A 24,936-nucleotide genomic window follows, 5' to 3' on the forward strand; every position below is an offset into this window, starting at 1 on the left:
ATACGAATAAAACTTCATATTTTTGCAAAACAAAACAACCGACAGTACTAAAATCATAATGAGGTGACCAGCCTCTAAAATGTACTTTCAAGCATAAGTACAGAATTTAGTAGTCAACAATTACATTTAAAAAATACCAACTTCAAGTGCAAATTGAGGTTGGTTTTTTATTTTCGAGTACAATGATACGAAAAAATAATGACATACGCAAGTTTTATCAAGAGTATTTACTGTACTTAAACTATAAACTATTAATTTTCAATTACTTAAATTTTACAGAACTTCATAAAAAATTTGATTTTTTTAAAGAAAAATAGAAATGGTAGGTAAGGTAACTGAATATTTATTAAACAAAAAGTAATTGATAATTTAGGATTATCGACCAAAGCAAATGCAGTCATCAGAAAGTAAATCAGAAACTGAATACAAAAACACTGCATTGTATAGCAGTGCTTTAATCATCAAAATTCTGAAAGAAAAAATAATATTTTTTTGTTGCCGTTTTTCCTTTACCCTACCTACCCAAACAAACTAAAGTATAATAGTGCATTTTGGAACCTAATTATTTTAAAATCTAAATGAGAACTGTTGAAGGTTTTCAGCTATTGGTTTCTCAACATCACTTTCACGATTTTCAGAGATAACATCATCATAAGACTTTTCAAAAACAGCGTAGGCATATACTCCTGATTTTTTCAAACGAAGGTAGCCGTGTTTTTTCAGGGCTTTGCCCAGTTTGTGAACTGTGCTGTCGGTAATGTTCATTTTAGCTTTTTCTGATAAAACTACAGCTATTTGAGTAGTAGTTAAAAAGTTATTCGCTGTTTCTCTGTCTGCAACATTGAACCAAGTAAGCAGCAATTCCTCTTCCGGACTTCTCAACTGATATTGTTCGTTATTGGTGTTAATTTCTTTAATCTCTTCCTGATTAAACCAATGGCGGAAATTTTCTTTGTAGAGATTTACAGCCTGTGCATAAACTTTGTTAATATCAATATTATGCGTGTATTCTATGTTTTCTACTTCAAAGCAGAGGAAGCGGCGTGAGCCTGTTGTATCATTCAGAAACTGGGCGGTGTTTACGCTTCCTGCAAAACTCGCGCGTCTTGGCATATTTTCATTGTTGTGGCCGTAGGCTTTTCGCATTCTGATATGGGTTTTTGTGATAATTTCTTTTAAGCTGCCGATTTCTGAGCGGTTTAGATTTTCGAGCTCGTCTAGATTGATTAACATACATTCTGCTAAGTGTATCAACGTATCTTTATTGTTGGGATTTATTGTTCCTGAAAAGATATATTCTTTCAATTGTGTAGGCATTAATTTTTCCATCCAGGTTGTTTTACCTAAACCTTGTTTTCCACTAAAAACAATTACTGTTTGGTTGACCTGTTTTTCATCAAGTACACAAGCCACCATAGCTACAAACCATTTCTTAAAGCAAGTACGCCAAAGGTCCTGTTTTGTGGTGGTTACTGTATCGGCTAACATTGTAATATAATCGGTTTCATCTTCATATTTAGGAAGGTTCTCAAAGTACACCTCGAAAGGATCATACATTGCGCAGTAGTCGGAATGCAGTAAATTCCGCAAGGAATTGATACTGCATTTCACTTTTGCTTTCAAAATTTCGCGAAGGATTGAATTTTCTGTGAAGTCGGTCATTGGTTTGTATTTGTAGGCTTTCAGCGTTTTAAATTCCAGTTTCCCTAAAACTTTATTATAGCGGAAATTGTAACGATTGTTTAGGAAGTTCTCCAATTTGTCAATGTATGAAGGTTGTTCTTCTTCTTCATCAGAAAAGTTTCCATCGGAAAGGATTTTCACGGACGATTCACCGGAATTACTTTTATCGCTCGCAGATCGCGCAGATTTTGCAGATTTTTCTTTTGGAATAAACTTATCTGTATTGTGTTCCGCAGTGTTGCTGTATGCACTTTGAACTGCTGTAGTTACTTCCTTTGTGTCGTAACCATAATCTGCCAGAATGTAGCCTAAAGCCATCGATTCTGAAATTCCTTTTCGATTGAGATTGTTGGCCAAAGCAAAAACGAAGTTGTTGCGGTTACCTTCTGTGAATTGGATTTTCTTCTCGGTAAATCTCACACTGTGTTCGTAAATGGTTTCCTGGTTGTTGGTTGTTGGTTTTCGGTTATCGGTCTTTTTTACAGTTTGGGAATCAGTTTGAACAGATTGCTTCGCTCCGCTCGCAAAGACTTCCGCATTTTCGTTCAGGTATAATTCAGGATCGTAGGAAAAGAAACAAAGCCTGGTTATGTCTTTTCCTGATTTGTCTATTTCTACCGACAATAAATCTTCAAAATATCGCTGAAGTTTCAAAAAAGTTTCTTTGTGCTGTTCTTTATCCGTCGAAACTTTCACGAAAATTTTCAGTCCGTTTCCGGAAGGACTGACAAACGAAGCAAATACAAAATCGTCCATTCTGATTTTTGTCTTGCACTGTTGAAGTTTTTCTTTTTCGAGTTTGTCGATATCCAAAACCATTAATCCGTTGTAATTGGTAAGGAATTCCATTTTTCTTCCTCCGTTGAATGTGGCACTTGGTGTGAATGCCGGAAGTGATTTTTTGGCTCTTTCTGCTGCTTCGGTTTTATTATCTGCAAGGGATTTTCTTAAATAAGTGATTGCGTTTTGATATACGCCGGTTTTGATATCGGAAAGGATTTTCAGAATTTCTTTTTGTTCTGTCACTTCGTTGAAGTTTTTAAATATGGTGGATTTCATTTGTTTAGAAGTTAGATTTTAGAAGTTAGATTTTAGAGAAAAGCCCTCACTGAATTTGAGGGCTTAGAGGTTTCAGCGTTTGGAACATTGTCAGTCACTTTTTCGCGAAGGATTTGTTGTAGTGATCCTGCATTGTCTTTTCAACATCTGACAGTTTGTAGTAGATTTTACTGCCTACCTGTGAGAAAGAAATTTTACCTTCATCGCGCCAAGTTTGTGCTGTTCTGCGTGAGATTTTAAGCATTGCGATGAGTTCCTCATTATCCAGGAATACTTCCTGTTTCGGTGCTGACTTTGAATTTAACTTTTCGTTGATTTCTTCGATTTTTGAAATTAGACCATCAAACTGCTCTTTGGATAAGATAATTGCTTCCATAATATTTTTGGGTTTAAGATTATGAAGCAAAGTTGCAGGAACAAAAAAAGTCTTTTGGTCTTTATTTAGTCCACGTGGACTAAATAATTTTAAAAATGTTTGCTAATGTCCACAATATTAGATCCTTTAGGTCGCTTCTCGGGTTTTGAAGGCATCATTATCGTTTTGACAGTCTGTGGACTTATCGGGTTTCCGTCTTTATCTGTGAAATTATTACATATCAACTGCACTATTTCGCTGTTTTCTGCTTCAATGGCAGGACGTGAGTCCACGAAGTATTCTCGTTGCAACTGAATAAAAATATCTACCAACTGATTGACTTTCAGATTAGTTTTTACTTTTTTAAAAAAGTCCACTGTGGACTTTTCTGATAATTCGGTGGACTTTTCTTCTTCCTGTAGTTTTGCCAATGTTTCAATTTCATTGATCAGTTTATCACATTCTTTTGGAAACAGTGGTAATTGAAGGTATTGAACTGTTATGATTGCACGTTCGTATGCAAATTTTTCTCTAGTCAGAAATAATATTTTTTCCCGATCTGTTGAAATACGGTCCACTTCTTTTTGGACTTCATAAAATGAAAAATAACGTTCCTCACTTTCAGCATTGATATATTTTTTGGCAGGTTTGATTTTGTTTTCATCAATATCCTGGGATTCCAATTTTTCTCTTTTGGTTTCAAGACAGGTATAAATTTTTAAAAGTCTGCTTTGGTTTCTGGTGCCCGAAAAGAGTTCGATATTCAATTCTATTAGTTTCTCAAATTTATTGAGCCACAAAAGAGGTTTCTTCACCAAATTACAATGGTGTGCAATAAATGCTGGTATGTTTTTTAAAGGAAGGGAAAAAATTTTGTTTAGAATCTGTTGGCAATAATCTTCCAAACTTTGTTTTGGTATGGCTTCTATATCAAATAAATCGTTAAATGCATCCGTAACTTTTACGGACGAAAATTGCACGAAAGGTGCTGTTTCCTTTAGTTGATATTTTTCCGACATAGCCGAAAATATTATTTAGTTCACAAATTGCTTGATTATTGCAGATTAGAAGCATCAGAGTTATATTTGGCAAAATTTTTCAATTTTTTTTGCGTTTTTATTTACTTTTTCTGTGTTTTTCATCATAATGCTAAATTAGGAAAATGAACGCAAATTTTTTTAGTTGATTTTAATATCTTGATAAAAAAAATATGCTCCGTATTGAAATACAGAGCATTGAGTTATCAACATTTTTTTTCTAATTCATATACTTTTCTACAGCCTCGTCCAATTCCTGGGAAATGATTTTTGCATAAATCTGTGTGGTGCCAATATCCGTGTGATCCATCAGTTTTGAAACGTGTTCAATTCGCATTCCGTTGTTCAGTGCCTGTGTCGCATAAGTGTGTCTCGCAAGGTGGAAAGAAAGAGGAAAAGGAAGTTTCATCTTTTTTCCGATTGCGGAAAGATGCAGTGAGCAAAGCGAAGTGCATCTGCCAACTTCCGCTAATCTGTAAGCATCGTTTTCGAAATAAGGCGAACCGTTTTCAAGCAAAGGAAACACGAAGTGTTTTGGATTGATTTCTTTGGGTTTGTATTTGTTGAGAATTGCCAATGCCGAGTTTCCAAATTTAAAACTGTGCGTTCTGCCTGTTTTTCTGATTTGTTTTCTGATTTTATTTTCCTCAAAATTTACATTTTCCCATGTCAATTCAATAACATCGCTTAATCTCAAACCTCCTGCATTTGCAGAAAATAAAAACATATCCTGTACAATCGGTGCTTTACTCTCTTGATTTACTTCATACTTTTTAAAATCTTCCAACTGGGTTTTGCTGAGGAAACTTCTTTTGCTTGGATCTCTTTTGATACTTATTTTACTGAACGGATAAAGGTTTGCATCTACCAATTCCTCGTTTATGGCTTCTTTGAAGAAAATCGCCAAAATCACCAACGAATATTTAATCGTAGTATTTGAATTTTTTAAGGTATTACTACAATAATTCACATAATCTTTCAGCATTGTCACTGTGATATCATCAAAATCTACATCTTTGGTTTTGGTAAACTCTTCAAATTTTTTCAGACTGCTTTTGTAGGCTTTGTAGGTTCTTGCAGAAACTGTCCCCTTGATTTTTTCGCATCTGTCTTCGGCATAAGCAAAGTAATTCTGTGCTCCTTTCCCCTTTACGGCTTCTTTGAGTTTTCTTGCTGATACAGATTTTGACTTTCTTTCCATATCGGCAACAGTTCCCGAAGCATCTGCTAATTTCTGTAAAAGAAGTGCGTTTGTTCTTGCAGAATTTGGGAAGTTTTTTCTAACCTTTTTCTGTTCGTCATCCCATTGGCTTTCCTTTGCTTTAATTCCTGTTGAAACATACTTCTTCTTTCTGTCCTTAATGAGGATGATGTAAATCGGGCAGTAACCGTTATTGTCGGTTTTGTCGGTTCGAAGAATAAATTTTACTGATGCCATAAGATTTGTGTTTTGAAAAGTTTAAACTAAATTTGAAAACGGGAGCAAGGGAATGAGAGGTCTTGAAAAGTGTTCAAAGTATCTCAGTGCAACCTGATACAAAGGTAGAACTTTTGGTAGAACAAATCGTTATTTTCTTTACTTTTTTTTACTTTAGTTTGCAGAAAGAAAAAACAAAAATCTTTATTTAATAGGCATTACAGAGAAATTCAACCAACAGAATTGAAATATTGTGATAACATTGTATTTGCAAAATGCGGGATGAAGTCTTGAATTGAAAAGCCTAAATATTTAGCCGCATATGCTTTTCAATTCCACTTTTTTTAGTAATTTAGTCATTGGTTGCTACCGAAAAGTTTACGACCTGTTGATCGTTTTTCAAGGTGTTGATTTCTGCATTTTTGGTAATTCTACCTACGATTGTGTTCATAATCTTAAATTTTAAGATGTTAATATTTTGTTAATTTTTGTTTTGTCAAAGGTCAAATGTTGGGAGTGAATTGATTTGGTATCGAGGACACTCGGCATTTTTCTTTTTTTATATTAAGGTAGAAAACAGTATTTTTTGCCGGATTTTTATTGTTTTTCCGTTGATTTCAAAGAACGTCTATGGTTGATTTGATTCGTACAACTGAGGTTCCGGCTTTTTCTTTGCCCATGAACATAGGACGGCACCATCCATACAAAACCCGATTCGGTTCCGCTGGATAAAGGCAGAAAATTCCGAATCGGGCTTGAAATCTTTTTGTCCGAAGGATTAGGAGTGTCTGGAAAAATTATTGGAGCTCGTGGAAAGAATTTTTGTAGATACCCAAAAAGATTTTTTGGTATGGCTGATGCCGTCCTACATTTGCAAACGTAAAAACCCAACCGCAGTAGGGAAATTATTCAATTGGCGTTTTGTCAATGGAAAATTATTGGAATTTATTGGGGAAATCGTTTTTTGGACGTTCTAAAAATTATAGTTTTTTATGCTGATTTATCTTGTATACTCAAAAAAACAATATCCATGAGTCTGGAATAATTTTTGAACCTTATCATAAATATCAAATTTTAATTATATTTGTACTGTGAAACAGAAAGTTAACATAGCGTCTATCTTCCCAAAATACCTATTTTGGGATATGGATTATAGTAAACTAAATTCGGAAACGGATAAGGATATTATAATCCCGAGGGCGATGTATGCAACAACTCTTGAGTCCTTTGAAAACGATATTCTTAAATTGGAAAGTATCTATTCTAAAAAAGATATTCTCAATCACCTAAAAAACACCAAAGAACTTATTAGTAACGAAGTTTGTACAATGGTATCCCAAAGATACAATGTGGCTTCGTTTTCTCGTTTCAAAAAAGTATGAATGCTGTAAGTTCCGAATTAAGAAAAACCATTATTCAATTACAAAACCTTCCTTCTGTATCAAAATTTGCATTGGGAGGCGGAACCAATTTAGCATTGAGTTACGGACACCGTATCTCTATTGATATTGACTTTATTTCTTCTGAAATAATTGGCAAAAAGGCTTTTAATGAAATTATTTCTGAAATACAGGAATATTTTGGAGAAAACTTGGTTAAAGCAATTCTCATCAACCAAGATTTAGGCGACCAGTTTATATTTTTGAGAATGTTTCTCAGTACGGAAAATGAGGTCATTAAGGTTGAATTTCTACAAAATATGAAGTGTCTTTTTGAGCCTGAAAAAATGGAGGAAATCAGACTCGTTCATAAAAATGATATTGGTCTTTTCAAAATGATGAGTGCCACCAACCGTTTTGCCAAGAAAGATATCTATGATTTGGATTTCATCACAGAGGAAATATCGCTGACAACCTTGTTCCGTCAACTCTTAGAAAAAAGAGATAAATTCAGTCTTCCCGAGCATCAATGCCTTTTTGATTTGGATATAGAAAGAAATGTTTTAGATGAGCCCGAACTGCTTTTGGAGTTTGATGAATCCCAAAGTTCAAAACTGCACCGTCCATCACATACCCACGATAGAATTGACATTATTGAAGGGAGCAAGTCGTGGACTGAGGCAAGGTTGAGCTGGCGAATGAAAGTACGAAAATTGTTTTTGGATTTAGGCAGAGATTTCCCAAAACCAAAAGGAAGATCAATTTGAAGCACAGCAGAACCACTCATTCAAATCCTTAAACTCATGGTAAATCAACGAGCAATCCTCTACATTTTTGTATTGACTTTGGATTTTTGATTTGGCAGATTTACCGTTGGAATCATTGTCCAGAAAAAGTGAAATTTTATCGTACTGCTTCAGTTTTTCTTCAACTTTGAAAAGCATTGCAGTAGAATTTAAAATCAAAAAATCACAGGTTATACTATTTGATTTGTCTAAATTTCGGTAAGTCAGATAATCAAAAAAGCCTTCAAAAATGACGATTTCGTTTTGGGGATTGTCTTCGTTACCTATCAAAGTCACATCTTTTTTACCTATACAAATTTTAGCATAAGTATTGCGAATCTCAAAGCCACCGGAATTATTCTGAAACCCAATCCCGAAATACTTTCTTCCTTTCAATTCGTAGTGAATCTCCTTAACCAAATGCTTTTGCTCATACACTTTTCGGAATTTTAGATACTGAATCAAAGCAGGATGCTGGATTTCTTTGATTTCTAAAATCTGATTGCTTGTTTGAGCAGTGGTTTCGTGATATTTTGATTCATTTTGAACTGTAAAATCCAATGTTGAAAGGTATTTCAATGCTTCTGAAACGGAACATTTCTTTATCTGTTGGACAATTGAAATCACATCGTAACTTTTTCCATTTCCAAAATCGAACGCCTTGTTTTTGACAAAATCGACCGCCAGACTTGGAATTTTTTCCTCCCGGTCCAACGCAAAATAAAACGCAGTTTTCGGATTTTCTTTGACCGGAAACAGCCCGAACGACTCCAAAACCGCCCGAATTCCGACGTTTTGCTTGACTTTTTCGCAATTCATTTTTTTTCTTTTAATGCAAATTACTTATCCACATTTCCCTTTTAAATAAAAAAAGACTTTTAATTTACTTTTATATTACTTTTAGCAAACGGCATTCTTCTTTTGCCACAAAGGATTTGATGGTGTTTTTCGGTGAGTTCAATTCCGAAAACTAGTGAGTTCAATTCCGAAATCTGGGTGAGTGCAATTCCGAAATAAAGCCTGTTTTGGGGTGAGTGCAATTCCGAATCGATTTTTCCATTTATTCTGATAACCGTAGTTATCCACAAAACAGCTAGGTTATCCACAATTTTTGTGTTTTCTAAATCTTCGGGTGAGTGCAATTCCGAATTCGATGCTGTTATTTTGTTTATTTTTAACATTTCTTTAACTTTAGTGAGTGCAATTCCGAATTGGTGGTGAGTGCAATTCCGAAATCAGACAATCATCGGATAGCCATTAGGGAATATTTCTCCCATTTTTGTATTTCTATACAAATGCTTGATGTGTGCCTGAATTTCAATAAGAAATTTTTGACCTTTAAAGTCGGTCGATGCTATCTTTCTCATTCTGCAGTTCCTAATAAATTCCTTGAAGGCTCTTTCAATCAGTTCCCTGGTCTGCGGTATATTTTCGTATTGATGGAAAAACTGGACTGTTTCGGCTTCGTCTAATCTATATCGTTTTTTGAAATAGAGCAATCTTCGGTTAATTTTATGACTTTGGTTAAAATTCTCTTGGTTTGATTCTATAAGTTTTTTTGCTTCTTCAAATGGATGAGAAAATCCTTTGGTTAAGATAGGAACAATAAATATGGAATCCTTTTCATACCTGTATTGGAAAGAAAAACTATTGTATCTGTCGAGATTGATTTTGATGGGCTTTAGAAATTTGAAGCAGAAATCTTTGGTATTTTTATAATTTAACCCAAACTTTTTATTGAAATTACCCAGCTTCAGCATTGTTCCCGATTCGGGAATTTTTGAAAGCCAGATGGAGAAAATAATGTGTTTGTTGTTTCTGATATTATACACCAGATGATAGAGTACATAATTATATTCGGGAATAACCAATAATTTTTTCAGCCAGTAACTGCTAATTAGAAATGTGGTAAAACCTCTTTGGTCATAGGTTGGCGTAGAAATAAGTCCGCCAAATGTTTTGATTTCTTTCCCTTTTGAATTAAGCGATTTGTACCATCCCATCTTAAATTTGGCGAGAAACTCATAGGCATCCACAACCTGCTTTGTGGAACCACTCGGAGAAATTTTACTGTTCCGGATTTTGATGGAGGCGAAAATGTTATTTTCTGTTTCAAATTCTTCATCAAATAGGGAAAGTTGCTTCGGACGGTCTTCGGGACGAAACTGTTCATTGCCGATAATTGCAACGATATTGAAAATGACTCGAAGCGCATTGATTGGGATGTCCGCCGCTTGTTGGTCATCAAAAATAAAGTCGTCCACGAAATGGTTTCCCAGCCGAATCTTGTCGGGAACTTTTTCTCCCTTGTCCTCAAACTTCTTTCGGACATGGCGCAAATCTTTTTCAGATAAAGACATTTTCTATTCTTAATGTTCCTGATTTCTTATTTCCTGATTTCAGATGGTAGTTATTTGGTTCGAACAGTTTTCTTTACTAGTTTTATTTTCTCACTTTTCAGTGTTTTGTCTCCATCAATGAGATTGTAGTGTTTGTAGGAATCAACACCAGTTGCTTTGAACACCCTTTTTTCGGCTTCTCCTATATTGGGGATCCTCACTTTCTGGATACCCAGATATTCGTAAGATATTTTATTGATGGTTACTTTTTGACCAGGTTTTAAGTCAGATATTTTCATTGTTTTAAGTTTTTACGATTTGTTAGAAATGAAATCGACTTTTTATTGATTTCATGATGTTTTCGGTCGTTTGATATTTGGAATGGAATCGACGGAAACTGTATCATCATTTTGACTATTCTTCAAATAGGGCAGGATACTTTTTAATGAGGATTTCCAGTTGGAAATGGGTCTTCCAGAACTATTCCGCCAGTCGTTTTCTAACCACGAATGATATTTTTCTTCAATTACAGAGTCCAAAAGAGGCTGATAATCCTCTAAAGTTGTTGCAAACTGAATAAATTCTTCCAATTCGGGAATAATTTTTGACTTGCTGCTTTTGGAAGTATCAGTAATGGAAACTTTATCACTAGATTTACTGATTTTGGGAACAACTTCCTTGGACGAATCGCTTCTCTTTAAAGTTTCATGTTTTTCAACAATTTCCAAACTTGGTACTTTTTCGATTTTTTCCTTCTCTATTTTCTCCAGTATGGGAATATCAGATAAGTAATTTAACAGAATTCTGTAATTACAAGGAAATCCACTTTTGGACTCAAATTCAACAAGACCCAACTCGCGAAGTTTATCTTTGGTCGGTTTTACGGTTTTTCTAGTTATTCCCAATGCATTACCGAGTGCAACATCGGAAATAACGACCTTATAACTATCGTTGTCCTTTCCTAATTTCAAAAGGTACAGATAGAGCGAAATTGCCGAAGAGCCAAGTCTTGCCTTGTGATTGAAGTCCCAAAATCGGTCGATAAGTTCCAAGTAATACATTTCTAACTGCTTGCAAAAAGTTCTATAGCCTTTTTCTTGTCGATGATGATGATGTTTCCTTTCTGAATGATGGCTTCATCCAAAATTCCTGAAGATTTAATCTTGGATGCTTTTGAAATGGAACAGCCCAGAATTTTTGCCAAACCTTTTAAACCGTATTCATACATATTTTCAGAATTTAAATTTTTAGATATCTCTAAAAATTCTTTTACGGTCAGATTGCAAAGAGGTGTTTGTGGGGTTATGTTTTCCATCAGCTGTTATCTTTAAAAAGTTCTAATGCTTTTTCCGAATCAATGATAATTTTTCTCCCATTTTGAATGATGGCTTCATCAAAAATTCCCTTACTTTTCAATTTTCCTGCATGATTTTTAGAGCATCCCAATATTCTTGCTAATCCAGAAAGACCGTAAACATACTTTTCATTAAATACCTTTTCTTGTGTGGGGTTTTCTGATGATTCTTGTTTTCTGGCATCTAAAATTTCCACAAATTCTCCTATGGTCAATTGCCAAATTGGTCTATTATAATCTTCCATTTTGAAATTTTTATTGTAATTTATTCTAAAAAAATACTTATTTGTATATATTTAACTATATTTGTATTGCAAATATAGAGTAAATATTGAAACATATCTATATTTTAATCTCAAAAACAAAAAAAAATTAAAGATGACTATAACTGAAAGATTGCAAAGTTACATGACCTACAAAGGGTTAAACCCCAATAAAATCACTGTTGAAGCTGGTTTGTCTGTTGGTTTAATTGGCAGAGCTATAAAAAACAACTCGGGACTCAACTCAGATACTATTGAAAAAATACTATACACTTATCCCGATTTGAATCCGGAGTGGTTTATTTCGGAATCTGGTGAAATGCTAAAAACCAACAACCAAAACATTAATAATAATGGCTCAGGAAATAATGTAAACAGCAACATTAATGGAAATATTAGTGGAAATGTTACTATTTCGCATAGCGAGTTTTCTAATATGATAGAACTTCAAAAAGGCTATCAAGAAATACAAAAAGAACTAACAGAAAGATTGAAAACCAGTCAAGAGCAACTATCGGATAGCATGAGACAGGTTACTATACTTCTTGAAATTTTAAAAAAATAACTATGAAAAGGATTTTGATAATTAGTGCTATTTTATTTGGGGGAATCGTGATTGCTCAGCAGAAGAAAAATGCTTTGAATAATTGGAAAAGTAGAGATGCAGAAATCGCACAAAAGGTTTTTTCAAAATATCAGGAAAAAGAAAATAAGAAATTAGAAGATGAAAAAGCAGATTTGATAAAAATTCAAAGAAAGTTGAAAATTGAGATAGTAAATGCGGGGGACTTTGAGAAATACAATCAAAATATGTGGCTTGGTATTGTAAAAGTGAATAATGGAAATTTAGAACAGATTGTTTGTAAAAGTAATACGGAAATTTCAGTTGTTACAAATACTATGGGAACGAATAATTGGAAAGATGAAGCGGGAGGCTTAAATTATAAATCTTTCAATGAGTTAATGAAGATTTCCCAAGAGTTTACAAATTATAGAAATGAAGCAGGAATATCAGAAAATTCATTAAAGCCCATTGAATTTATTGAAACCAGCGAACCTGTTTTATATTTCTCTTTAAAAATCTACACCCATAAAGGCGGTTCGGAGCAAACAACTTCTTCAGCATTGTCCAAAACAATAAATATCTATGCTGACAATCAACTTATAAAAACTTTAAAATACTCCTTAGATGACTTGATTAAAGCAGAAGGAGTGTCAATACGGGACTTTAAATTGGGCTCTATTGAAGTTCAATAATTCAAATTTTTCTAATATGAATATAAAGTATCATGCTCAATTTCTTCTTGATAGGGAAAAAGACAACCCTACTGCAAAACTGCGATATCGCATTAAGTGGGATGGCAACATTGTGGCTTTCAATTTGGGATATAGAGTAGAAGTACAAAAATGGAGCACAGAAACACAACGCTGTAAAGCAAATACAACTCACGGGAACAAAAAAGTCTCGGCAAGTGTTATAAATAGAAAGATACAGTTATTTGAATCAGCTTGTGAGAGAACTTTTCAGAAATACGAAATTGATGGTGTGATACCTAACCAAGACCAGTTTAGGGAATGGTTTAATGTTGAGATTGGAAGAACGCCCAAGGAAGAACTGAAACCTGAAAAGAGTTTTTTTGAGGTATATGATGTGTTTGTTAATGAAGAATCAATTAACAGTCAATGGAATTTCAGGACTCTTCAAAAAATGAAAACGCAGAAAAAAGTATTGGAAGAATTTGACCATGATATTTCGTTTGAGAAATTTAATGAGCAATATCTTTCAAATTATCAGCGATATTTAGAAGGGAAGAATCACAAGAATTCAACAATTTCAAAAGAGCTTGCTGCATTGAAGTGGTTTTTGAAATGGGCTATGAAGAAAGGTTATACAAAAAGTGGAGAGTTTGAAAAGTTTAAACCAAAAATTAAAAATGTTCAAAAGAAAATCATTTTTTTGAACAAGTCTGAGTTAAAGAGATTTACTGAATATGAAATACCTACGGATAAAAGCTATCTTGAAAAAATAAGAGATGTTTTTTTATTTCAATGCTTTACGGGATTGAGATATTCGGATGTGTTTAATTTGAAAAGATCTGATGTAAAGGACGGTTACTTAGAGATAACAACACTCAAAACAGCAGATAATTTGATAATAGAATTGAATAGTTATAGCCGAAAACTTCTAAACAAATATATCGATGTAGAATTTGAGCATAATAAAGCTTTGCCTGTAATCAGTAATCAAAAAATGAACGATTATTTAAAAGAACTAGCTGAATTAGCTGAGATAGATGAACTAGTTACCCAAACTTATTTTAAAGGTAATGAAAGGATTGAAGAAGTTTTACCAAAATATTCACTTATTAGTACTCATGCAGGAAGGAGAACCTTTGTTTGCAATGCTTTGTCTTTGGGAATTCCACCTCAAGTGGTTATGAAATGGACAGGACATAGTGATTATAAGGCAATGAAACCATATATTGATATTGCTGATGAAATAAAAGCAACAGCTATGGAGAAGTTTGATTCTTTTTAACGAAAATCTTTCTCGCCTAATAAGTGAATGAACAAAAATTCCTTGAAAGAATAGTCTTTTTTTTAGTAAGTTTAAAGTATCTTTGGAGATTGTGTACTAATTGTATGTAGTAATATGGCAGCACTTGACATTCTTGAATTTCTTGATTTAGGTAGGGCAAAGTCTATTCAATCCGATAGTGAAAAACTATCGAATGGTGAAGCTGTTATCCTAAATGAAGTAAAAGAAAAAGATTTTGGTGTTGATTTAATTTATTTCAATACAGACGAAGAAACCAATAATAGTTTTCCTGCTGTTTTTCTGAAAAAAGTTGCAAATTTTAATGACGAAATATATTTAAAAGACATTGCTGAAACACACCGTAAAATTTGGAACTAAAAAAAAGTATTGTTTCTGTATGTATATTCGGAAACAGAAATCCGTATCTACAATTGCTCTGAAACTAAAAACGGGATTAACTCTCTTTTAATAAAAGATAAAAGAAATTCTGAGGTGTTGAACCTTGAATCTCACAATCTAATAAATTCCTATTATGAATCCAACCACACTAAAATTGGAATTCTCAAGCATCTTATTTTTGACTTTACAAATAATCTCAAATAGTCCCTTCTTCAAAAATCGGGGACTAAATGGGGGATTATCTAATAATATTAATTGGGTTTTGTTTGGTTGTAAAATTTCATAAATTGCTAATAATCTGTTTTTTAATTATTTATTGGGATTTATTGTGTTATAAAGATACTTCCGTCTTCGCTACAATATAAAATCCGTATCATGTTCATAAACATCATACGGATTTTTGCTTTTATAAATTTTCTGATAATTTTAATGAGTAATACCAAAATTTTACATTTTTTACAAAAGTTTTTTCTACAATTAACTTCTTTTTTTCTAATTAAACTATTACCAGTTGATAAAAATAAATTTTTCCTGCCAAGGAAGTTTCACAAGGCCAATTCCCCAACCGAGTTTCTCCAGTAGAATATCCTGTGTTTTTCGTTCTACTGTGAGAGTATAATCATGGTCAATGACCAGTTTACCCGGACGCTGGAAAAATTCATTTTGTAATAGTGCTATAGATGATTTCTTCATTGCACTCCAATTGTGCTGAACACTTTCTATCACATTTTCAGCTTGTGTTTTGTGTTTACGGGTAAGCTTAATGTGCCTGTTGATAGTTTGATGAGACGGAATATTACATAAAAATTTTTCAAAAGCCATATCATATTCTGGAGCATTTGTTTTTCCGGTGGCAATATAATGTAGTAAATGTGCGCAGAGTTCAGGATTTAGAAGTCGATTGTTTTTCGAGTCGAAAAGATCACAATGTTCAAAAAAAGTTTTAAGAAAAGGATGTATCAGAATGAGTCCTGCATTCTGAATATATTGCTCGTCATTCGATATTAAATCATCTTTTTGATTCAAATATTCTTCGGTTTTCTTTAATTCATCCTTAATAACTCTATTTTTTTGTTCTGTTGAAATTAATGCACTTTCAGAGTTGCTTTCTCGACTATTTTCAATGCTTTCAAAAGACTCATCTTCTTTAATGAAAGGAAATATCTCAACTATAGTTTTCCAGGTTTGCTGAATTTTTTTTGATAGCAATAAATCTGATGAAGTCTTTTCCTGTATCTGTTGCAAAAGATATTTTTTAAGATCACTGCTGGATGATTTCAGATATTCAGATAATCCATTTAAAACTATCTCCCAAAGGAGATTTCTATTATTGTAATTAAGCTTTGAAATAACTTTTACGGCATTTTTTTCCAGATTAATTTTAAACTCCGTATCCTTTAAAACGACCAAGCATAATTGTGCAATTTGCTCATTTGATAGCTGATTGATGATTCTCTCTTTCATGTTTTGATCTGAAAAAGCAGGAATGATGTTTCTTTTAAAATTTTCAGCCAGAATCATGCGGTTAAATACTTCTGGTTCTAAAAAAGAAATACTGTTTTTTCCCGAGTTCCACCAAGGTATTGACCCTGTGGTTAAAAAGTAAATAAAAGTCTGAACAATCTTTTCCTGATTTTCTATTAGATAAGCTTCATATTTATTTTCTGTTTTCTGATCTGAATTTAAAATTGAATTTGTAATTTCAGAAAATTCTTCTTCAAAAACCTGAAGGATCTTATCTTTTAGCTCACTATTTAATGCACTGTTTTTTGTATTCAGATTCAATTCTAACTTAGGAATCTGAAGGGTAGAATCATCAAATTGATGTTCTAAATCATTGATGTATTTTTCTATTTTCGGAAATACATCCATAGACAAAAAGTTATTAATATCATCCTTTATACTCAATGCTTTTTCCTTGTTATTTACTGAAATTTCGATAAAAACTTTCTGAATGATATGATCTTGCTTCACATTAAATAGTTTTAAATGTTATTTTCCGTCAAATTCTCCGCCCCAGAAACCGGCAGGACAAAGACTTAGTTTTGATCTCTGTTTTGCGCTTAGCCTGCATCCGCAACCTCTCACAAACCCGTCTTTTGGAGAGTCTGCTATCTCAAGTGTGTTAGGATTCATCCATTGAAGAGCGTTACAGTTATTTCCGTTCTTTAACGGACAGGCATTACAAATTTCTGTTCTCACAGCGAAAATATATTCCTCATTTTGATTTGACATGCCCAATTTTGAGCGTAATTCGTTGAAATGGCCGCCAATAATCTCATTGCGCTTACCAAAAAGTTTTTTGATGTTCATATGATTAAGTTTTAAAATTATGAGGTCAAAATTAGACGAACAAAAGACATTTTTACGAATTTTGAGGTCTCTTCATTCTGTCTTTGCAGTAAAAGACAAAAATTATATCCTGATGGCGGCGTTTATAAATAATTGATTGTTTTTATAAGAAGAAGATCTTATAAAATATTTTGTGATTAGGTCGGTTTTTATTTTCAAAAAGTAATTAAAAAGGTATCGTTAATCTATGTTGAAATAAGACAAATTTTTAATAATAAATTTTCAATTTTTAAGAGCTTAAATTTCACTATATTTAGATTAAGGAGATTTTTGATGTGAAATATTATTTTTATATTAAATTTAATTATCTTGTTTTCAGTATTTTATATTCTTATTTTTTATTATCTTGTTAAAAGTTTAAAAATTCTATTTACTGCAAAGACAGGTTTGAACCCATAAAATATTTGTCTTTTGCTTGCGTGTAATTGTATGTTTGCACCATAATAATTTAAGAACAGAAATTATGATTAATAAAGTATTAACAGTTTTAAAAGATCGGCTGAATGTTGCGGATGGTTTACAAGATACAGTTGTTGTTGAAAACATATCAAAACATGATGATGGAGCAGCAGGTCTTGATAATAAGGTGGTTATCACTTTGCTTAATGTTGAGGAAGAATCAACGCTGAAAAATAAAACAAGGTATAACAAAACGAAAATAAGTACCACTCCGCTGAAATATGAAATGAAAGCGGAAAACCCTCCCGCTTATGTCAACCTTTATGTGATGATCTCTGCCAACAGAACTTCCTATGAAATTTCTTTAGCCAATATTTCAAAAGTTATTGAAGTACTTCAGGAAAGCAATATGTTGGAATATAATGATATTGATCCGCAGAAGAATTTCAAATTCAGAGTCGAAATGCACTCTATCCCTTTTGATCAGCTAAGCTACATTTGGGGATTGTTGGGAAGTAAAATAATGCCATCTGTTTTGTATAAAATAAGTGTCATAAAAATTGTACGTGAAGGTGAAACAGAGATTGGACTCATTGATGAAGTTAATATAGAAACCAATATAATTAATACCGAAAACATTGTAACTGATTAAACAAAAACTAATACCATTTTAATTTAAACTTTTAACCATGCCAAATCAAACACCATCACAGATTTCTGATGATTTCTATCCTGTCTATAATCACTCAAAAACTAAGATTGAGCAGCTTCAGAATAGATTTCTAACGAATACTTATACCGAAAATTCTTTTAAAACCATTCAAAATACATTACAAAATGCTGCTATTAAGTATGCTGGAGAACTTGCTGCCCTGAATGAACTAAAAAACCTAGCAAGTGAAGAAATCTCAAATAAATCTGTGAAGCCTATGGTACTTGCAGATCTTTTGGAGCAGGCTATTGCTATTGCGGATGAAATTAATCAAAGTGATAGAAAACCAATTCTAACAGAAGCAATTTATGAAGCAAAAGCTGTCTTAGAAGCCATATATGATGGGACAATTGATGATTTTAAAATGCCGGATGCAGATAAAAATACTCCTTCTTTTAGTGAAGAATTTGAGGTGTTAAAAATTGCAATTCTCAGTACACAAGATCAAAATCTCAACGCAGAAAATATAATCTATAAAAATTAAACATTCAATTCTGCAATAATCATGAAAACACAATCAATTATAAATTAACACTCAAAGTTCCACTTTGGGCAATAATTAAACATTAACCTAAAATTTTAAAAATGAATTACAAAGCTCCTGGAGTCTACGTTGAGGAAATTACAAAGTTTCCTCCATCTGTAGCACAAGTAGAAACGGCTATTCCTGCTTTTATCGGATATACAGCAGAAGGGCCAAAAAATGAACCAACAAGGATCTCATCTATGTTGGAATATGAAGCAATTTTTGGAAAAGCAAAATCAGAAACTTTCGCTGTCGCTTTCAAGGATGGAGTTGCTACAGCAATTCAGCCCAACGTAAGCAACTTCAAAATGTACTATGCCATGCAAATGTTTTTTGCAAATGGTGGTGGACCTTGTTATATTGTTTCTGTAGGAAATTACAATGATACGGTAACTGTAGGAAGCCCTACAGCGGTGGGAACCTTATCGTATGGTTTAGATTTACTAAAAAAAGAAGATGAACCTACCCTTATTGTTTTTCCGGATCTTCAAGATTTAGTCGCTACTGCTGATGATGTTGCTGCTGCAAATGTTGCCAAAAATGCTGCTCAGCAAGCGGTTGTTATTGCAGACGAAGCTGTTGATGCCGCAATTGATGCCGTTTCTGAAGCAGCTTCAGGTTCATCTGAAGAACAAGCACAAGCTGCGCAAAATTTGGCAGATGCTGAAGCAGATGCTGATACGGCTGAAAAGATTTTAGATGCAGCTGAAGCAAGTTTAATTTCTGTTACTGCTGCAGCTACTTTTGAGACAGCTACTACGGTTTACTCTTTATATCAAAGTGCTTTGGATCAGGCAGAATTACTGAAAGACAGATTTGTCATTATGGATGTTTTGGGCAGTACAGATATTTTTGAAAGCGCGGAAATCAACAATAATTTAAAATATGGAGCAGCGTATTACCCAAACTTAAAAACAATTTTGAGCTATAATTTTAAAGATGCTGATGTTTTTGTTACAGGAGTTTCCGGTGCGACAACTTTGGCTGAATTAAAATCTATAAGTTCCGAATTGTACAACAAAGCCAAGCAGGCTATTGAAGCTAAGCAGGTTGTATTGGCTCCATCGTCTTCAATGGCAGGAGTTTATGCAAAAGTAGACAGTACTTCCGGTGTGTGGAAAGCACCGGCTAATATTGGGCTGAACTATGTAGTTGCACCTATGGTGAAAGTTTCTGACAGACAACAAGACCTTCTTAACGTAAACCCTAACACAGGAAAATCAATCAACGCGATCAGAAATTTTACAGGAAAAGGAAACTTAGTTTGGGGCGCAAGGACTCTGGACGGAAACAGCAACGAATGGAGATACATTTCGGTACGTCGTTTCTTCAACATGGTGGAAGAATCGGTGAAAAAAGCAACAGAGCGTTTCGTTTTTGAACCGAATACTGCGAATACATGGATTCGTGTACAGACAATGATCGAAAATTTCCTTAACCAGCAATGGCAGGACGGTGCATTGGCAGGAAGCAGACCCGAAGAAGCGTATTATGTAAGTGTTGGTCTGAATAAAACAATGTCTCCGGAAGATGTGTTGGAAGGAAGAATGATTATCGAAATCGGGATGGCTGCAGTACGTCCGGCAGAATTTATTGTGCTTCGTTTTTCACACAAATTACAGGAAGCATAAAAATTAATTAATAATAATAAAATATAAAAAATTATGAGTACATATCCATTAGTAAAGTTTGCCTTTGAAGTAGATTGGGGTGGGACTAAAGTAGGATTTCAGGAAGTAAGCGGACTAAATGCTGAAGCAGGTTTAATTGAATACAGACACGGAGCAAGTCCTGATTTTAGTAAAATGAAAATGCCGGGACTGAAGACTTTCAGCAACATTACTTTAAAGAGAGGAACTTTTAAAAGTGATAACGAATATTTCGAGTGGTTCCAGACGATTCAGATGAATACGGTAGAGAGAAGATCCATCACGATTTCTCTTTTAGACGAAAACGGAGAACCTGCGGTAACATGGAAAGTGAAAAATGCCTTCCCGCTTAAATTGAATGCAACCGATTTGAAAGCTGAAGGTAATGAGGTAGCGATTGAAACCTTGGAAATTGCACACGAAGGACTAACTATTGAAAATAATTAATCATGGCAGTTTTATATCCTCCCACCAGTTTCTCTTTCATTGTTAACGGGATCTCGACAACAGAGGGTATTGACTCCAGATTTCAGTCTATATCTGGTTTATCTACAGAAATTGGAACCGAAGAATATGCCGAAGGCGGCGAAAACAGATTTACTCATCAGCTTCCTTTAAGACCCAAATACCCCAATTTAGTTCTTAAACGCGGATTGATCGTAAGTTCAGGATTGATAAGCTGGTGTAGAAACGCCATGGAAAACTTCCAGTTTGAACCCAGAGATCTGATCGTTTCTCTTTCGGGAGGTCTTCAGTCTACTGCACCTTTAATGGTTTGGAACGTAGTCGGGGCATATCCTATAAGATGGGAAGTATCAGAATTCAACGCCGAAGAAAGCAAACTTGCTATTGAAACAATAGAGCTGAAATACAGATATTTCACAATACCTTCATCGTTAGCAAGCTTAGGCTTGTAATTTCTAAATCATATCTAAGCACATATCAGTGTATTAGTTTTCTGATAACATTCAGCAAAAATAATTTTTCATATAAAGAATAACAGATTGGTCTATCACAAGGCTGAACGCACTCTTTATGTGCTTAGATTTTTATAAATAAATACGTTAAATAATTGGTTTTAAGTTTTTTACGTATAAAAAATAATTAAAAATAAACGAAATGCCAATAGAAATAAAAGAACTTCACATTAAAATAAATGTGGATGAAAAAGCAGCAGCAACGACGACAGCCACATCGGTAGATGAAGGAAAAATCATGCAGGCAATAACTGAAAGCGTAGAGCAGGTAGTAAATATTGATAAACGTAAAAAAGAAAGGTAATGAGAGGAGAAATAAAAAAAATAACCATAGGTACTTATGAAGATTCTGGTTACAAAAAAGTAGTTAAAAGCAAAGCTTTTGAAGCTCTTATTAATCCGACAGGTTTTTCTTTTACGCGAAAAAACGATTTTAATACTGAACAAGCAAGTGGATCAAGCGCTGGTGAGCAAAAGTTTGAAAAGACATCTTCTCCTACATTACAGCTGGAGTTTTTATTCGACGGTACAGGAGTAACCAAAGCAAACTCGGGAAATAAACTCATCAATAAAATAAAGGAGGGTTTGGGAAAAAGAGATCCTTTTAGTAAAAAATCTGTTACGGATCAATTGTATGATTTTTATGAGGCAACCGGAGACTATAATGGTTCAATTCATAAACCTTATAATGTAATTATTATTTGGGGAGAATTTGAATTTAAAGGAATTCTCAACGAGTTTACAATAGACTATAAATTATTCAATAATGACGGAACTCCTTTAAGAGCGATTGGTAAAGCAACATTTGGTGGATCAATCAGCAAGGAATTAGCTGCAAAAATCGCCAAAACATCTTCCCCAGATCTTACCCACAAAAGGATTGTACAAGACGGAGACACACTTCCCTTAATGACCGAAAGAATTTACGGAGATTCTAAATATTATCTGGAAGTAGCTAAAGTGAATGGTTTAATCAATTTCAGAGAATTAAAACCAGGAACTGAACTTTACTTTCCACCTATAGAAAAAATAGCATAACATGAACAATAGCGGATACATACAGACGGCAAAAAATTCTGATCTGATCACTTTTAAAGTAATGTCAGAAGGAACAGAACTGCCCGGAAAGTACGGTGTGAAAAGCATTGTAGTGGAGAAAGAAGTCAACAGAATTCCTTATGCCCGCATTGTTATTTTGGATGGAAGCGTACCTGAACAGGACTTTAAACTAAGTAATGAAGAACTGCTGATTCCCGGAAAAGAAATTGAAATCACAGCCGGTTATCATTCTGAAGAGGAAACTATTTTTAAAGGAGTGGTTGTAAAGCACAACATAAAAGTGAGAAACGGCTCTTCTTACCTCATCATAGAATGCAGAGATAAGGCGGTGAAAATGACTTTGGGAAGAAAAAGTAAATATTTCTATGACAGTAAAGACAGCGATATTATTGAGGAACTGATTGGTAATAACGGGCTGACTGCCGATGTTGAAGCCACTTCAAATTCACATAAAGAATTGGTTCAGTATCAATCTTCTGATTGGGATTTCATGCTTACAAGAGCACAGGCAAACGGAAAACTTTGCTTTACAGAAGACGGAACAATTACAATTGCGAAGCCTGATTTTAGCAAAAAAGAAGTAGAAACGGTTGTTTACGGATCATCAATACATGAGTTTGACGGAGAAATAGATGCAAGAGATCAGTTCAAAAAAATTACAGCCAAAACCTGGAACTATTCCGATCAGGAACTTACCGAAGTGGAAGCTCAGGATCCGGCGGTAAAACTTAACGGAAATCTTTCATCAGATGATTTAGCAAAAGTTTTCGGAATTGAAGATTTACAATTGAAACACGGCGGAAATCTTACGCAAAATGAACTACAGGATTGGAGTGATGCCAAAGCAACTTTCCAACAGTTGGCAAAAACCAGAGGAAGAGTAAAATTCCAGGGAATTCCGGCGGTGAAACCGGGAGTAACATTAACACTTCAGGGAGTCGGAAATCGCTTTAACGGAAAAATATATGTAACAGGAGTTCGTCATGAAATTGCGGATGGAAACTGGCTGGTTGATGCACAATTCGGGCTTTCTCCAACTTGGTTTTCAGAAACGTATGATGTAAGCGAAATGCCGGGTTCAGGAATTATTCCATCAATTAGCGGTTTGCATATCGGGAAAGTTTCTCAATTGGAATCTGATCCGGATGGAGAAGACAGAATTCTGGTACAAATCCCGATTATCAATAACGAAGAAGAAGGAATCTGGGCGAGAGTAGCCACACTTGATGCAGGAGAAAACAGAGGATCATTCTTCAGACCTGAAATCGGAGATGAGGTAATTATCGGATTTATTAATGATGATCCCAATGATGCTGTGGTTCTGGGAATGCTGAACAGCAGCGCAAAACCGGCTCCCATTGTCGCTTCAGATGACAACCATGAAAAAGGATTCGTTACCCGAAGTGAAATGAAAATGATCTTCAATGACGATAAAATTTCTTACACCCTAGAAACTCCAAAAGGTAAAAAACTGATTGTAAATGAAGATGAAGATATAATCAAAATAGAAGATGAACATTCTAATATTCTTACGCTCAATAAAGACGGGATCAGTATGGAAAGCGGAAAAGACATTAAAATCAAAGCGAAAGGAGATATTACGATGGAAGGAAAGAATATTAATGTAAAAGCATCTGCACAGTTCAAAGCAGAAGGAAGTTCAGGTTCAGAACTTAAATCAGGAGCAGTAACTGTAGTAAAAGGATCTCAAGTTAAAATTAATTAATCATGAAACCGGCAGCAAGAATTACAGATATGCATACCTGTCCTATGGTAACGGGAACTACGCCGCACGTTGGCGGTCCCATTATTCCGGCAGGAGAACCCACCGTATTGATCGGCGGAAAACCTGCAGCGAGAGTAGGAGATAAAGCAATATGCACAGGTCCGCCAGATACTATTGCGGCAGGATCTTCCAGTGTAATGATTGGCGGAAAACCAGCCGCAAGAATGGGAGATTCTACAGCTCATGGAGGCGTGATTACCGCAGGTGAAGCTACTGTTTTAATAGGCGGATAATTCTGCGAGATTAAAAAAAGTAAAAACATAACAACAGAAACGGTTAAAAGCAACTCTATGTTACCGATGCAGGATGCTTCCAATAAATATATACAATAATGTATGAAATCGCTACGATTGATGTTCAGACAAAATTCTCCAGAAAATCAGCGATTGCATATCACTAAAAACAATTGATACCTATATGAAAATAAATACAGATTTTTTAGGAACAGGCTGGAGTTTTCCGCCTGAGTTTAATGAGACCGAAGGAAAGCTGATCATGACCACCGATGTGGAAGACATCAACAACAGTTTGATCATTTTACTTTCGACACGTCCCGGAGAACGCGTGATGTTCCCGGACTACGGATGCGATCTGCAGGAAATGCTTTTTAAACCTTTGAATTTAACGCTCATCACCCAGATGAAAGGAATTATCGAGCGTGCCATTTTATACCACGAACCCAGAATAAATATTTTAAGTATTGATATAGATTCTCAGGAGGAACTGGAGGGAGAAGTGTTGATAAAAATAGATTACGAAGTAAGGAATACCAATACAAGAAGCAATATTGTTTTCCCTTTCTATAAAGGAGAAGCTACTGAAATATAAATAATTACGGGATGTCTGTAACCATTTTGAATACACCAA

At 34.3% G+C, this 24,936-nt stretch carries 31 protein-coding genes; 17 read left to right on the forward strand and 14 right to left on the reverse strand.

The features are described 5' to 3' along the window. Positions 1-567: 567 nt before the first annotated feature. The 5 genes from FOL89_RS09660 to FOL89_RS09680 all read right to left on the reverse strand — a co-directional run bounded on the left by FOL89_RS09660 (position 568) and on the right by FOL89_RS09680 (position 6,002). Positions 568-2,742 carry a VapE domain-containing protein gene (locus FOL89_RS09660; RefSeq protein WP_144282603.1) on the reverse strand — a complete coding sequence of 725 codons (2,175 nt, stop codon included), beginning with the start codon at positions 2,740-2,742 and terminating at the stop codon, positions 568-570. 94 nt (positions 2,743-2,836) lie between these two features. Further along, positions 2,837-3,118 carry a helix-turn-helix domain-containing protein gene (locus FOL89_RS09665; RefSeq protein ID WP_144282604.1) on the reverse strand — a complete coding sequence of 94 codons (282 nt, stop codon included), beginning with the start codon at positions 3,116-3,118 and terminating at the stop codon, positions 2,837-2,839. 89 nt (positions 3,119-3,207) lie between these two features. Beyond that, positions 3,208-4,116 carry a hypothetical protein gene (locus tag FOL89_RS09670; RefSeq protein ID WP_144282605.1) on the reverse strand — a complete coding sequence of 303 codons (909 nt, stop codon included), beginning with the start codon at positions 4,114-4,116 and terminating at the stop codon, positions 3,208-3,210. 238 nt (positions 4,117-4,354) lie between these two features. Beyond that, on the reverse strand, positions 4,355-5,572 hold the full coding sequence (locus FOL89_RS09675) for a site-specific integrase (protein ID WP_144282606.1): 1,218 nt from the start codon (positions 5,570-5,572) through the stop codon (positions 4,355-4,357). A gap of 331 nt (positions 5,573-5,903) precedes the next feature. Then, positions 5,904-6,002, reverse strand: a complete 99-nt coding sequence (locus FOL89_RS09680) for a single-stranded DNA-binding protein (protein WP_373708988.1) — start codon at positions 6,000-6,002, stop codon at positions 5,904-5,906. Positions 6,003-6,360: 358 nt separating this feature from the next. On the opposite strand from FOL89_RS09680, the gene FOL89_RS17560 reads away from it, so the two are divergent. From FOL89_RS17560 to FOL89_RS09690, 3 genes are all read left to right on the forward strand, one after another. Next, positions 6,361-6,528 (forward strand): hypothetical protein, encoded by a 168-nt coding sequence (locus FOL89_RS17560; RefSeq protein ID WP_185146956.1) that lies wholly within the window; start codon positions 6,361-6,363, stop codon positions 6,526-6,528. 114 nt (positions 6,529-6,642) lie between these two features. Then, complete coding sequence (locus FOL89_RS09685; RefSeq protein WP_144282607.1) at positions 6,643-6,933, forward strand: DUF6922 domain-containing protein; 291 nt, start codon at positions 6,643-6,645, stop codon at positions 6,931-6,933. Beyond that, positions 6,930-7,697, forward strand: a complete 768-nt coding sequence (locus tag FOL89_RS09690) for a nucleotidyl transferase AbiEii/AbiGii toxin family protein (RefSeq protein WP_144282608.1) — start codon at positions 6,930-6,932, stop codon at positions 7,695-7,697. The genes FOL89_RS09685 and FOL89_RS09690 overlap by 4 nt, the downstream gene beginning before the upstream one ends. Here FOL89_RS09690 and FOL89_RS09695 read toward each other — a convergent pair. Genes FOL89_RS09695 through FOL89_RS09725 form a run of 7 tightly spaced genes read right to left on the reverse strand, consistent with a single transcriptional unit; the run spans position 7,689 to position 11,653 of the window. Next, positions 7,689-8,534 (reverse strand): toprim domain-containing protein, encoded by an 846-nt coding sequence (locus FOL89_RS09695; protein WP_144282609.1) that lies wholly within the window; start codon positions 8,532-8,534, stop codon positions 7,689-7,691. The two genes, FOL89_RS09690 and FOL89_RS09695, sit on opposite strands and share 9 nt — an antisense overlap. Before the next feature lie 59 nt (positions 8,535-8,593). Further along, positions 8,594-8,896: a hypothetical protein gene (locus FOL89_RS09700; protein ID WP_144282610.1), complete on the reverse strand. Its 303-nt coding sequence runs from the start codon at positions 8,894-8,896 to the stop codon at positions 8,594-8,596. Positions 8,897-8,950: 54 nt separating this feature from the next. Beyond that, a complete protein-coding gene (locus FOL89_RS09705; protein ID WP_024564044.1) occupies positions 8,951-10,075 on the reverse strand; it encodes a hypothetical protein in 1,125 nt (374 codons plus the stop codon). Positions 10,076-10,125: 50 nt separating this feature from the next. Then, positions 10,126-10,353, reverse strand: coding sequence for a hypothetical protein (locus FOL89_RS09710; RefSeq protein ID WP_024564043.1), 228 nt, complete (start codon positions 10,351-10,353; stop codon positions 10,126-10,128). Positions 10,354-10,404: 51 nt separating this feature from the next. Next, on the reverse strand, positions 10,405-11,115 hold the full coding sequence (locus FOL89_RS09715) for a ribonuclease H family protein (protein WP_024564042.1): 711 nt from the start codon (positions 11,113-11,115) through the stop codon (positions 10,405-10,407). A gap of 2 nt (positions 11,116-11,117) precedes the next feature. Beyond that, a complete protein-coding gene (locus FOL89_RS09720) occupies positions 11,118-11,369 on the reverse strand; it encodes a DUF3853 family protein (protein ID WP_024564041.1) in 252 nt (83 codons plus the stop codon). Then, a complete protein-coding gene (locus FOL89_RS09725; protein ID WP_024564040.1) occupies positions 11,369-11,653 on the reverse strand; it encodes a DUF3853 family protein in 285 nt (94 codons plus the stop codon). Before FOL89_RS09725 ends, FOL89_RS09720 begins: the two co-directional genes overlap by 1 nt. A 133-nt stretch (positions 11,654-11,786) precedes the next feature. Here FOL89_RS09725 and FOL89_RS09730 point away from each other — a divergent pair, with 133 nt between their 5' ends. The 4 genes from FOL89_RS09730 (at position 11,787) to FOL89_RS09745 (ending at position 14,588) form a co-directional block, all read left to right on the forward strand. Further along, on the forward strand, positions 11,787-12,236 hold the full coding sequence (locus FOL89_RS09730) for a hypothetical protein (protein WP_123903499.1): 450 nt from the start codon (positions 11,787-11,789) through the stop codon (positions 12,234-12,236). Positions 12,237-12,238: 2 nt separating this feature from the next. Next, on the forward strand, positions 12,239-12,928 hold the full coding sequence (locus tag FOL89_RS09735) for a hypothetical protein (RefSeq protein ID WP_144282611.1): 690 nt from the start codon (positions 12,239-12,241) through the stop codon (positions 12,926-12,928). Positions 12,929-12,944: 16 nt separating this feature from the next. Then, positions 12,945-14,210 (forward strand): site-specific integrase, encoded by a 1,266-nt coding sequence (locus FOL89_RS09740; RefSeq protein ID WP_144282612.1) that lies wholly within the window; start codon positions 12,945-12,947, stop codon positions 14,208-14,210. A gap of 114 nt (positions 14,211-14,324) precedes the next feature. Then, the gene (locus FOL89_RS09745) at positions 14,325-14,588 is read left to right on the forward strand and encodes a hypothetical protein (RefSeq protein WP_144282613.1); all 264 of its coding nucleotides are present in this window, start codon (positions 14,325-14,327) and stop codon (positions 14,586-14,588) included. Between the two features lie 525 nt (positions 14,589-15,113). Here the strand turns inward: FOL89_RS09745 and FOL89_RS09750 are convergent. Beyond that, positions 15,114-16,583 carry a contractile injection system tape measure protein gene (locus tag FOL89_RS09750; RefSeq protein WP_144282614.1) on the reverse strand — a complete coding sequence of 490 codons (1,470 nt, stop codon included), beginning with the start codon at positions 16,581-16,583 and terminating at the stop codon, positions 15,114-15,116. Between the two features lie 18 nt (positions 16,584-16,601). Then, positions 16,602-16,844 (reverse strand): hypothetical protein, encoded by a 243-nt coding sequence (locus FOL89_RS09755; protein WP_144282615.1) that lies wholly within the window; start codon positions 16,842-16,844, stop codon positions 16,602-16,604. Between the two features lie 580 nt (positions 16,845-17,424). Between FOL89_RS09755 and FOL89_RS09760 the strand changes: the two genes are divergently transcribed. The 10 genes from FOL89_RS09760 (at position 17,425) to FOL89_RS09800 (ending at position 24,897) form a co-directional block, all read left to right on the forward strand. Beyond that, entirely contained in the window at positions 17,425-18,012 is a 588-nt protein-coding gene (locus FOL89_RS09760; RefSeq protein ID WP_144282616.1) for a DUF4255 domain-containing protein, read from the forward strand. Positions 18,013-18,049: 37 nt separating this feature from the next. Then, entirely contained in the window at positions 18,050-18,556 is a 507-nt protein-coding gene (locus tag FOL89_RS09765; RefSeq protein WP_144282617.1) for a hypothetical protein, read from the forward strand. Positions 18,557-18,657: 101 nt separating this feature from the next. Further along, positions 18,658-20,229 (forward strand): phage tail sheath family protein, encoded by a 1,572-nt coding sequence (locus FOL89_RS09770; protein ID WP_144282618.1) that lies wholly within the window; start codon positions 18,658-18,660, stop codon positions 20,227-20,229. Between the two features lie 33 nt (positions 20,230-20,262). Next, positions 20,263-20,694, forward strand: a complete 432-nt coding sequence (locus tag FOL89_RS09775) for a phage tail protein (protein WP_144282619.1) — start codon at positions 20,263-20,265, stop codon at positions 20,692-20,694. 2 nt (positions 20,695-20,696) lie between these two features. Continuing rightward, the gene (locus FOL89_RS09780; RefSeq protein WP_144282620.1) at positions 20,697-21,164 is read left to right on the forward strand and encodes a phage tail protein; all 468 of its coding nucleotides are present in this window, start codon (positions 20,697-20,699) and stop codon (positions 21,162-21,164) included. Positions 21,165-21,366: 202 nt separating this feature from the next. Further along, positions 21,367-21,528: a DUF5908 family protein gene (locus FOL89_RS17565; RefSeq protein ID WP_185146957.1), complete on the forward strand. Its 162-nt coding sequence runs from the start codon at positions 21,367-21,369 to the stop codon at positions 21,526-21,528. Beyond that, positions 21,528-22,262 carry a CIS tube protein gene (locus tag FOL89_RS09785; protein WP_144282621.1) on the forward strand — a complete coding sequence of 245 codons (735 nt, stop codon included), beginning with the start codon at positions 21,528-21,530 and terminating at the stop codon, positions 22,260-22,262. Before FOL89_RS17565 ends, FOL89_RS09785 begins: the two co-directional genes overlap by 1 nt. Before the next feature lies 1 nt (position 22,263). Then, positions 22,264-24,009, forward strand: a complete 1,746-nt coding sequence (gene vgrG / locus FOL89_RS09790) for a type VI secretion system tip protein VgrG (RefSeq protein ID WP_144282622.1) — start codon at positions 22,264-22,266, stop codon at positions 24,007-24,009. A gap of 2 nt (positions 24,010-24,011) precedes the next feature. Then, positions 24,012-24,302 (forward strand): PAAR domain-containing protein, encoded by a 291-nt coding sequence (locus FOL89_RS09795; protein WP_228430046.1) that lies wholly within the window; start codon positions 24,012-24,014, stop codon positions 24,300-24,302. A gap of 184 nt (positions 24,303-24,486) precedes the next feature. Next, a complete protein-coding gene (locus FOL89_RS09800; RefSeq protein WP_143884671.1) occupies positions 24,487-24,897 on the forward strand; it encodes a GPW/gp25 family protein in 411 nt (136 codons plus the stop codon). The last annotated feature ends 39 nt before the right edge of the window (positions 24,898-24,936 follow it).

Source organism: Chryseobacterium echinoideorum, assembly GCF_007474535.1.
Classification (GTDB): domain Bacteria; phylum Bacteroidota; class Bacteroidia; order Flavobacteriales; family Weeksellaceae; genus Chryseobacterium; species Chryseobacterium echinoideorum.

Excerpts from the sequence above, each read along its gene's own strand:
- vgrG (WP_144282622.1), top strand. The coding sequence starts at position 22,264 with ATGAACAATAGCGGATACATACAGACGGCAAAAAATTCTGATCTGATC.
- FOL89_RS09755 (WP_144282615.1), bottom strand. The coding sequence starts at position 16,844 with ATGTCAAATCAAAATGAGGAATATATTTTCGCTGTGAGAACAGAAATT.
- FOL89_RS09710 (WP_024564043.1), bottom strand. The coding sequence starts at position 10,353 with ATGAAAATATCTGACTTAAAACCTGGTCAAAAAGTAACCATCAATAAA.
- FOL89_RS09670 (WP_144282605.1), bottom strand. The coding sequence starts at position 4,116 with ATGTCGGAAAAATATCAACTAAAGGAAACAGCACCTTTCGTGCAATTT.
- FOL89_RS09700 (WP_144282610.1), bottom strand. The coding sequence starts at position 8,896 with ATGTTAAAAATAAACAAAATAACAGCATCGAATTCGGAATTGCACTCA.
- FOL89_RS09720 (WP_024564041.1), bottom strand. The coding sequence starts at position 11,369 with ATGGAAAACATAACCCCACAAACACCTCTTTGCAATCTGACCGTAAAA.
- FOL89_RS09695 (WP_144282609.1), bottom strand. The coding sequence starts at position 8,534 with ATGAATTGCGAAAAAGTCAAGCAAAACGTCGGAATTCGGGCGGTTTTG.
- FOL89_RS09760 (WP_144282616.1), top strand. The coding sequence starts at position 17,425 with ATGATTAATAAAGTATTAACAGTTTTAAAAGATCGGCTGAATGTTGCG.
- FOL89_RS09775 (WP_144282619.1), top strand. The coding sequence starts at position 20,263 with ATGAGTACATATCCATTAGTAAAGTTTGCCTTTGAAGTAGATTGGGGT.
- FOL89_RS09725 (WP_024564040.1), bottom strand. The coding sequence starts at position 11,653 with ATGGAAGATTATAATAGACCAATTTGGCAATTGACCATAGGAGAATTT.
- FOL89_RS17565 (WP_185146957.1), top strand. The coding sequence starts at position 21,367 with ATGCCAATAGAAATAAAAGAACTTCACATTAAAATAAATGTGGATGAA.
- FOL89_RS09665 (WP_144282604.1), bottom strand. The coding sequence starts at position 3,118 with ATGGAAGCAATTATCTTATCCAAAGAGCAGTTTGATGGTCTAATTTCA.
- FOL89_RS09800 (WP_143884671.1), top strand. The coding sequence starts at position 24,487 with ATGAAAATAAATACAGATTTTTTAGGAACAGGCTGGAGTTTTCCGCCT.
- FOL89_RS09740 (WP_144282612.1), top strand. The coding sequence starts at position 12,945 with ATGAATATAAAGTATCATGCTCAATTTCTTCTTGATAGGGAAAAAGAC.
- FOL89_RS09785 (WP_144282621.1), top strand. The coding sequence starts at position 21,528 with ATGAGAGGAGAAATAAAAAAAATAACCATAGGTACTTATGAAGATTCT.
- FOL89_RS09770 (WP_144282618.1), top strand. The coding sequence starts at position 18,658 with ATGAATTACAAAGCTCCTGGAGTCTACGTTGAGGAAATTACAAAGTTT.
- FOL89_RS09795 (WP_228430046.1), top strand. The coding sequence starts at position 24,012 with ATGAAACCGGCAGCAAGAATTACAGATATGCATACCTGTCCTATGGTA.
- FOL89_RS09715 (WP_024564042.1), bottom strand. The coding sequence starts at position 11,115 with ATGTATTACTTGGAACTTATCGACCGATTTTGGGACTTCAATCACAAG.
- FOL89_RS09730 (WP_123903499.1), top strand. The coding sequence starts at position 11,787 with ATGACTATAACTGAAAGATTGCAAAGTTACATGACCTACAAAGGGTTA.
- FOL89_RS09735 (WP_144282611.1), top strand. The coding sequence starts at position 12,239 with ATGAAAAGGATTTTGATAATTAGTGCTATTTTATTTGGGGGAATCGTG.
- FOL89_RS09745 (WP_144282613.1), top strand. The coding sequence starts at position 14,325 with ATGGCAGCACTTGACATTCTTGAATTTCTTGATTTAGGTAGGGCAAAG.
- FOL89_RS09690 (WP_144282608.1), top strand. The coding sequence starts at position 6,930 with ATGAATGCTGTAAGTTCCGAATTAAGAAAAACCATTATTCAATTACAA.
- FOL89_RS09780 (WP_144282620.1), top strand. The coding sequence starts at position 20,697 with ATGGCAGTTTTATATCCTCCCACCAGTTTCTCTTTCATTGTTAACGGG.
- FOL89_RS09660 (WP_144282603.1), bottom strand. The coding sequence starts at position 2,742 with ATGAAATCCACCATATTTAAAAACTTCAACGAAGTGACAGAACAAAAA.
- FOL89_RS09675 (WP_144282606.1), bottom strand. The coding sequence starts at position 5,572 with ATGGCATCAGTAAAATTTATTCTTCGAACCGACAAAACCGACAATAAC.
- FOL89_RS09705 (WP_024564044.1), bottom strand. The coding sequence starts at position 10,075 with ATGTCTTTATCTGAAAAAGATTTGCGCCATGTCCGAAAGAAGTTTGAG.
- FOL89_RS09765 (WP_144282617.1), top strand. The coding sequence starts at position 18,050 with ATGCCAAATCAAACACCATCACAGATTTCTGATGATTTCTATCCTGTC.
- FOL89_RS09680 (WP_373708988.1), bottom strand. The coding sequence starts at position 6,002 with ATGAACACAATCGTAGGTAGAATTACCAAAAATGCAGAAATCAACACC.